Source organism: Deltaproteobacteria bacterium, from assembly GCA_016183175.1.
GTDB lineage: Bacteria > UBA10199 > UBA10199 > UBA10199 > SBBF01 > JACPFC01.
Genome location: JACPFC010000112.1, coordinates 1 through 5,762 on the forward strand (window position 1 = coordinate 1; position 5,762 = coordinate 5,762).

General features: G+C 52.6%; 8 protein-coding genes. 1 reads left to right on the plus strand and 7 read right to left on the minus strand.

Annotated elements, in window-relative coordinates:
• Both HYU99_10790 and HYU99_10795 read right to left on the minus strand, forming a co-directional pair.
• Nucleotides 1-457: O-methyltransferase (locus HYU99_10790; GenBank protein ID MBI2340829.1), on the minus strand; the 457-nt coding region annotated here is incomplete at its 3' end.
• A complete protein-coding gene (locus tag HYU99_10795; GenBank protein MBI2340830.1) occupies nt 454-1,842 on the minus strand; it encodes a class II fumarate hydratase in 1,389 nt (462 codons plus the stop codon). The genes HYU99_10790 and HYU99_10795, both read right to left, overlap by 4 nt.
• A gap of 58 nt (nt 1,843-1,900) precedes the next feature.
• On the opposite strand from HYU99_10795, the gene HYU99_10800 reads away from it, so the two are divergent.
• Complete coding sequence (locus tag HYU99_10800; protein MBI2340831.1) at nt 1,901-2,560, plus strand: endonuclease III; 660 nt, start codon at nt 1,901-1,903, stop codon at nt 2,558-2,560.
• Here the strand turns inward: HYU99_10800 and HYU99_10805 are convergent, their stop codons facing one another.
• The 5 genes from HYU99_10805 to HYU99_10825 all read right to left on the minus strand — a co-directional run bounded on the left by HYU99_10805 (nt 2,561) and on the right by HYU99_10825 (nt 5,663).
• On the minus strand, nt 2,561-3,013 hold the full coding sequence (locus tag HYU99_10805) for a DoxX family protein (GenBank protein ID MBI2340832.1): 453 nt from the start codon (nt 3,011-3,013) through the stop codon (nt 2,561-2,563). It lies immediately after the preceding gene.
• Nucleotides 3,014-3,043: 30 nt separating this feature from the next.
• The gene (locus tag HYU99_10810) at nt 3,044-3,859 is read right to left on the minus strand and encodes a ferredoxin--NADP reductase (protein ID MBI2340833.1); all 816 of its coding nucleotides are present in this window, start codon (nt 3,857-3,859) and stop codon (nt 3,044-3,046) included.
• A 108-nt stretch (nt 3,860-3,967) separates the two neighbouring features.
• Entirely contained in the window at nt 3,968-4,459 is a 492-nt protein-coding gene (locus tag HYU99_10815) for a YajQ family cyclic di-GMP-binding protein (protein ID MBI2340834.1), read from the minus strand.
• An 89-nt stretch (nt 4,460-4,548) separates the two neighbouring features.
• Nucleotides 4,549-5,211, minus strand: coding sequence for an outer membrane lipoprotein carrier protein LolA (locus HYU99_10820; GenBank protein MBI2340835.1), 663 nt, complete (start codon nt 5,209-5,211; stop codon nt 4,549-4,551).
• A gap of 44 nt (nt 5,212-5,255) precedes the next feature.
• Nucleotides 5,256-5,663 (minus strand): YraN family protein, encoded by a 408-nt coding sequence (locus tag HYU99_10825; GenBank protein MBI2340836.1) that lies wholly within the window; start codon nt 5,661-5,663, stop codon nt 5,256-5,258.
• Between the last annotated feature and the right edge of the window lie 99 nt (nt 5,664-5,762).

Below are 5,762 nucleotides of genomic sequence, written 5' to 3' on the forward strand. Positions count from 1 at the left end.
GACGAATCTTCCTCTTCGCCTCCTCCCACGCCTGTGGGTAATCCCCCTTGTCGATATCATTGTAGATGATATCAAACGGCCCTTTTTCCATTTTTAAAAAGTTGACCGCCTCGCCGACCTGATAATCAATCCGCCCCCACAGGTCGACGCGCTTCAAGTATTCCTGCGCTTTTACCTTGTTTTTGGAGGAGCCGTCAGTGCACCAGACCTTCCCCTCCGCGCCGACTGCTTTGGAAAACCAGTAGGCTGAATAGCCGAAACCGCTCCCGAGTTCGAAAATTTTCTTGGCGTTGATGGACAAAGCCAGTAGGTGAATGAGGGCGCCGACAATCCGGTCGATGATGGGAAAACGATTGGCATGCCCGTATTCTTCCATCTCCAGCAGGACTTGCTCGTCATAGGGCGAAGCGAGGCTGTAGAGGTAATTTTCGACTTCCGGCGTGGTGATGGGAATCATTTTGGCGTCAGCATCGTCTTTGGATCGAGCAATTTTTCAATCTGATCGTCCGGCACAATCTTTTCCGCTTTCAAAAGCTCGCGAATAGTCTTCCCTTCTTTGTAGGCCTTTTTGGCCAAGGCCGCCGCCTTGTCGTAGCCGATTACCTTGTTGAGATTCGTCACCAGCATAAGGCTTTTATCAACGAGTTCGGCGCATCTCTCCGGATTGGCCTCAATGCCGCGAACACACTTTTCGGCCAGCATGATCGATCCGTTCGTCAAAAGTTCGATCGACTCGAACAGATTCCCGGTGATAACCGGCATCATCACGTTGAGCTCGAAGTTACCGAGCTGGGCGCCGATCTGGACGGCCAGATCGTTCCCCTGAACCTGTGCGCAGATCTGCATGACCGATTCGGGAATCACCGGATTGATCTTTCCCGGCATGATGGAAGAGCCGGGTTGCAGTTCCGGCAGATGAATTTCGTGGATGCCGCACCGCGGGCCGGAGGCTAGCCAGCGCAGGTCATTGGCGATTTTCATCAGTGAAACGGCGATTGTTTTTAGCGCCCCGCTCAAAAACACGCAGGCATCCTTGGCCGCCTGGGCTTCAAAATGGTTTTTCGCCTCGAAAAATTTAAGACCGGTTTTTTTCGAAAGATTTTCACAGACTTTTTTGCCGAACTGTGGGTGCGTGTTGATCCCGGTCCCCACAGCGGTGCCGCCGATGGGAAGTTCCAGGACCCCCTCCAATGCCTGCTCGAGACGGCGGATATCATGCTCAATCTGGGATGCGTAACCGGAAAACTCCTGCCCAAGGGTGACCGGCGTCGCATCCTGCAGATGCGTCCTCCCCACTTTGATGATTTTTTTAAATTCTTCCGCCTTGCCGGCCAGGGCCTTTTGAAGTTTACCCAAAGAGGGGATTAAGCCCACGGCAACGCCAAGGGCGGCGCCGACATGGATGGCCGTCGGAATCACATCGTTGGACGACTGTCCCATGTTGACATGGTCGTTGGGATGAACCGGTTTTTTTGAGCCGACTTTGCCCCCCAATTCGGGATTGGCGAGGTTGGCGATCACCTCGTTGGCGTTCATGTTGGTGGAGGTGCCGGAGCCGGTCTGGAAAATATCGAGGATGAAATGCTTGTCGTGTCTGCCCGACGCCACTTCGAGGGCCTTATCGGAAATGGCCCCGGCCATCTTTTTATCCAGGCGATCGAGTTCCGCGTTGGCACAGGCGGCGGCCCACTTGACCAACCCCAAGGCCTCGATAAAACGGCGGCTGAAGCGACTCTTCGAGATCTGAAAATTTTCCACCGCCCTCTGTGTGGAGGCACCGTAAAGGCACTCCTCCGGAATTTTAACCTCTCCCATCGAGTCGGTTTCGGTGCGGGTGGCCATACTTCCCGGTTTTTATCTCACTTGTGGGACATGAGGCAAGTTGATAAAACAAGGGACGATGAACACTCCCGAGCTCGAAAAAGTTCTCAAGATCTTAAAAAATGAAATCAAAAAATGGAAAGTCCCGGCCGTGGGGGTCATTGCCGATCAGGCGCTCGACCGGCCGTTTGAAACATTGATCAGCTGTGTCCTCTCGCTTCGCACCAAAGATGCCGTAACGGAGGTTGCCTCGCGCCGTCTTCTTGGCGAAGCGCCGACGCCGCAGGCAATGGTCAGGCTGACCCCCTCCGCCATCGAAAAGCTCATTTATCCGGTGGGGTTTTACCGAACCAAGGCAAAATCAATCATCAAGACCTGCCGGATACTCATCGACAGGTATAACGGAAAGGTTCCACGGACGATCGAAGAACTCCTCGAACTTCCCGGTGTCGGCCGAAAAACAGCCAATCTGGTGGTGACCGTGGGATACGGTGATTACGGCATCTGCGTCGATACGCACGTTCACCGCATCAGCAACCGCTTTGGTTACGTGAAAACCAAAACCCCGGAAGAAACGGAATTTGCCCTCAGGAAAAAATTGCCGAAGAAGGAATGGAAGACCTACAATGACATCCTCGTCACGTTTGGACAGAACCTCTGCGCTCCCATTTCCCCCTGGTGTAGCAAATGCGCGATTGAGGAATATTGTCCGAAGATCGGCGTTCCCCGTTCGCGGTGATTACAACTTTCTCATCTTCTTGATAATTGCATCGACCGAAAACACCCCCGGCCCGAAGAAGAGGACGATCAGCGCCGTCATCAGGAACAAAAACGGCTCCTGTTCCAGAAATTTGTCGGGATCGGCAAAGATATTGACGAGCGCCTCGCGGTGGGCGGTGGCGTAGGCCACACACATGGTAAAGGCCAGCGGAATGGATGCCAGCCGGGAGGCAAAGCCGAAAAGCAAAAGCAGACCGCCAAAACACTCGGTGCCCGCCGCCAGATAAGCGTTTACGGTGGGAAAGGGAATGCCCAAGTCGGTGAAAAATCCGACAACCTTCGGGATATCGGCCAGCTTCCCTTTACCGGCCTGAAAGAACTGAAACCCCCAATAAAGGCGAATGGCCAAAAGAAACGGGCTTTGAAATTTAGAGGCCACACCAATCACGCGTTGATAAAGTTTCTGAACCATAGACCCTCCTTATTTTGAGTCTCGCAACTCTTACCAATATTTTTCAATATGAATCTGTCCCGGCTCTTTGCGGGTATGTTCCTTAAAACCCTCGGCCTCCAAAAGCTTTTGGAAATCCTGGATCATGCCGGGGGCCCCACACAGGAAAAAATGCGTATTTTCCGCCGTCGGGTGAAAGCCCCACCTCTCGTCCAGTATTTTTCTTTTCCAGATATCCTGCACATGCCCCGTCGTCCCCTTCCAGGGAACCTTTTCCAGATGCGGCCTGCTGACGATGGGAAAATAATTGAAATTGGCGGCAAGCCTTTGCATGATCGCAAGCTCGGAGCGGTAACCGAGATCCTGCGATTCGCGGATCCCGTGCAAAACGGCGATGCGGCGCTTTTGGTCCCACGGCAGATAGGTGTGCAACATGCTGATGTAGGGGGCAAGACCCGTTCCGGTGGCGACAAAAACGAGATTGGCGTTTGACGGCACATCGGCCAGCGTAAATTGCCCCGATATTTTCGGCGAGAGCCAGACCCGGTCGCCCACCTTCAGGCCGAACATCCGCGGGGTCAGCGCCCCCTCACGGACAAGGACGATATAAAATTCCAGATAATCACGGACAAGAGGGGATGAGGCGATGGAGTAGGCCCGCTGGATGAATTTGTCGGCCTCGGCCGGTTTTTCCTCCGGCTTGGATCCCTCGCACCGCGGCGCCGAACCGGGAAGCCCCAGCACGGCAAACTGACCCGGCTCAAACTTCGGGAGCTCCCAGCCATTAGGGGCAACGCGCCAGACAAACAATTCGGAGCCCTGCTGGATTCTTTCGATGATGACCGCGTTAAGTTCAGGTTTTGCCATTTTTACGCGCGGCTCCTATCACATCTTTGAAACTCAACCATGATTTCCATCATATTAAGAAATCCCCCCAGCCCCCCTTTGACAAAGGGGGGGAAGGGGGGGATTTGATCAATCCCGATAATTGCCGAACTGAAGCGGGATGCCGAAATCGCGCCCCCGGATGAGGGCCATCGCCTCCTGCAGATCGTCCTTTTTCTTCCCCGAAACGCGGACCTGTTTTTCCTGAATCTGCGCCTGTACCTTCATTTTGGAATCCTTGACAAGCTTCACGATTTCGCGCGCCTTGTCCGTGTCGATTCCCATGACAAGAGTGATATCGCATTTTTTCAAGCCGCCGGCAGAATCTTCGATTTTTCCCTGCTGAAGCGATTTGAGGGAGATGCCCCTCTTGATCACCTTCCCCTCCAGAATGTCGATCACCGCCTTCATCTTGAAATCGTCATCGGCAATCAGATGCAGGATCTTTTTTTCTTTGTCGAAATTAATCGAGCTTTTGCTCCCACGAAAATCGTAGCGCGTGACGATTTCCTTGACAGCCTGATTGACGGCGTTGTCCATCTCCTGCAGATCGACCTCGGATAAGATATCAAAGCTGGGCATGTTTTTTGAAGATCGAAGATCGTTGATCGTCAACAACAATTCACAATCATCCATCTTCTATCTTCTATCTTCTATCTTCTATCTTCCATCTACGATCCGCGAATTTCCCTAATCCCCTTCTCCTTCTTAAAAATAAACAACTCGTCCGCGACGTCGGAGTTCAACTTGATATTTTTGAATGTATAGTGCGTCACATTTCCCGATTCATTGAAAATGGTCACCTCGATCACCAGATGATTCTTCGGGTCGATCCCCATGACGATGTTTTGGATGATGGAGCCGGGTCTGTGGGGCCGCAGTTGGATGAGATCAAGCATTTTGTCCTGAATCATCGCCTCGCGCGCATTGGCCTTTGGATAATCGCGGACTTCAAATTCTTTTTCGATATCGCCCAAGCCTTCCATGAAAGTCAGCGCCTCCTTGGCGAGAAGTTTGGAGATTTTTCGATAAACCTCTACTTGCGTGTCGCCGGGGACATAAATCCAGAGCGTTTTTCCGTCGCTGATATACTGCCGCCCCGGCTCGTCTTTGTATTCGATCCGGAGTTTTCCCGGTTTTTTGATGACGATTTCCCCTGTTTTATTAATGTTCCTGCCCAAAAGTTCCACAAAGGTCGATTGAACGAACGAGGCCTTCCAACTGACCGCCTCCTGGTAGGTTTTTTGCAGATTGGCGACTGTCCGTTCGGCGTCGGCGGCGTGCCCGGCAATCGGGAGCAACAGCCCCAAAATAAGAGCAAAAAACCGGATCATGTTGATGGGATTATAACGCCGCCGGAATGCTGTAAAGTTCTATTTCAATAATAATCCCCCCACACCTCGAAGGCGTTGGGGATGAATTCGATCTGCGCGTCGTCGTTGCCGGGGTCGTAGATGCTCATCACCGAAAAGCATTTGGGATGATTGTTCCACTTCGCATTTTTGAGCAGATAATATTTGGCCGTCTGGGATACCCGTTTTTGCTTCCACGGCGTGACCGCTTCCAGCGGATCGCCGAATCCAAGCGTTCGGCGGGTTTTTACCTCGATAAAATGGAGCTCCCCCTTTTTTTCGGCGATAATATCGAGTTCCCCCACCCTGCAGAAAAAATTCCGTTCGATGATTTTGAACCCCTGTTTTTTTAAGTATCGGCTGGCGCTGTCTTCCCCTTCATCCCCGATCGCGCGAAGGGGAGTAACGGATTTGAGATGAGAGTTATGCGGCATGGCGGAAGGCGGCCAGATAATCGACCAGCGTGGGGTCGCGGTCGATGGCCCTCAAGAGGTTGTCCATCTGGACGCTTTGCACATCCTGGTTCGATTCCC